This window comes from Flaviaestuariibacter flavus, from assembly GCF_004337505.1.
Lineage (GTDB): Bacteria > Bacteroidota > Bacteroidia > Chitinophagales > Chitinophagaceae > Flavisolibacter > Flavisolibacter flavus.
The window spans coordinates 1-1,996 of record NZ_SJZI01000029.1 but is presented as its reverse complement, the minus strand read 5'-3'; the positions used below and the strand labels follow the sequence as shown (position 1 = coordinate 1,996).

The 1,996-nt window shown below is 44.3% G+C and carries 1 protein-coding gene; it reads left to right on the top strand.

Going from position 1 to position 1,996, the window contains the following annotated elements; all coding sequences use genetic code 11:
* On the top strand, nucleotides 1-1,477 hold a 1,477-nt coding region (locus tag EPD60_RS07895), incomplete at its 5' end, for an RHS repeat-associated core domain-containing protein (RefSeq protein WP_131448570.1).
* Between the last annotated feature and the right edge of the window lie 519 nt (nucleotides 1,478-1,996).

Genomic DNA, 1,996 nt, shown 5'->3' with positions numbered 1-1,996 from the left:
AAGGGTGCGCGATAACGTGCCGGCAACAAATTACGACAAGGACATCGACGATCAGCCGGTGGCTAACTACGCTTATGACCCGATTGGAAACCTGGTGAAGGACTCCCTGGAGGGTATCCGCCGGATCGAGTGGACGGTCTATGGCAAGATCAAGGCCGTGCATAAGGGGGGCGACACCACCATCACCTATCGTTACGATGCCTCCGGCAACCGCATTGCCAAAACGGTGATTCCCGGCGCGGGAACGCCAAAAACCACCTGGTATGTACGGGATGCCCAAGGCAATGTGATGGCTGTTTACAGCGACTCCTCCGACCGGGTACTGCTGAAGGAGCAACACCTCTATGGTTCGTCCCGCCTCGGTATCCGCGAGCGGGTAGGGGTGACCACGGGTACCGGAGAAGCTGTCTTTGATCCGGGAGCCATTGCTTACCTGAGAGGGGAGAAGCGTTACGAGCTTTCCAACCACTTGGGCAACGTGCTGGTGACGATCTCCGACCGCAAATACGGGGTTGACACCTCCGGGGACGGTGAATCGGACCGATTTATTGCCGACGTTTTGAGTGCCCAGGATTACTATCCATTTGGAATGCAAATGCCAGGAAGATTATTTACGGCGGGAAGCGGCTACAGATACGGGTTTAATGGGAAGGAGAATGACCCTGAAACACAACTTCAGGACTATGGATTTCGCATTTACAAACCGCAATTAGGACGTTTTTTGAGTGTCGACCCTTTGACTACAAAATACCCTATGCTTACGCCATTCCAATTTGCAAGCAATACTCCAATTCAGGCTATCGATCTTGATGGGCTTGAAGCGTTTTTCATTCATGGGACAATGAGTAACAACAAAAGATGGCGTAATAATGATGGTAGTTTAAAGGAAGGTACGAAGCAGTTATTTAGATTGCAACACAGTAAGTGGATAAACACGGCCTTTGAATGGGGAGGGTTTCTAGGTTATGGAAATAATCCATTCAATGATATTGAAGATAGGAGACGTGCAGCTAAAAAGCTAGTAAAATATATTATGGCCAATCGAAAAGAAGGAGAAGATATTACTCTCATCGCTCACAGTCATGGAGGTAATGTGGCGATTCAAGCGGCTCCAATGTTAAGAGCAGCGTTAGACAAGGCTGACGCCGCAGATGTGAAGATCAATATTATAACAGTTGCTACTCCTGCAGTTAACAATGAAAAAAGCGCAGAAAACCCAATCCATGCGCGCGATGCAATAAATTCACATATTCATATTTATAACACTCAGGACAAAGTACAAAAACAACTAGCAAATGCAGTTGATGGAGAAAAGTACGAGAGAGTTTATAAGAATGATAAAACCCAAAACATTGAACTTGATGTTTCAAAAGAATATAAGGGAACAACAACTGACGCCCATAGTGTGGACCACGACAAACCAGAAGTTATCAAGCGAAACATCGACAATAAAACAATACCCAAAGTCAGGCAATGATTAGGATATCAGGAGCTATCATATTTTTATCGGGCAATATTTATTTGGGAGCCATATATCTGCGCGATCTTTTAAAGTATTACGCTGACAAGTTCAATTATGACGGAATTAGGTATTTCATTCCATTAGTTATTGCAGACATTTTTTTCATAGTCGCATTAGCCCTGACTTATTTTTCAGCGAGATTCAACAAATATTTTCTGGCAATGCTTTTATTGTCAGTAATGCACAATGTAAACTTAGGAGTTGGGGTGGATAAAATTCCTTTTGTCGGCCTAGTCCTTGTATTGATATCTTGCATTGTCATCCCCTGGGGTTTATTTGCTAAGAGTCAGCGGCCTAGAATAATTAGAAAAGATGACATTTGAGACTTGGAAAATGATAGGCGACCAAGCAATTGGCTTTTAACTAGTATCAGTACAATTCGCGGAAAGCATATTTCGCCAACCTGTCGTTACTTCAGGTAAATGCACAGACCTAGACTCTGTCTCAATTTCTACTCGATGTCAGCGCAATAGA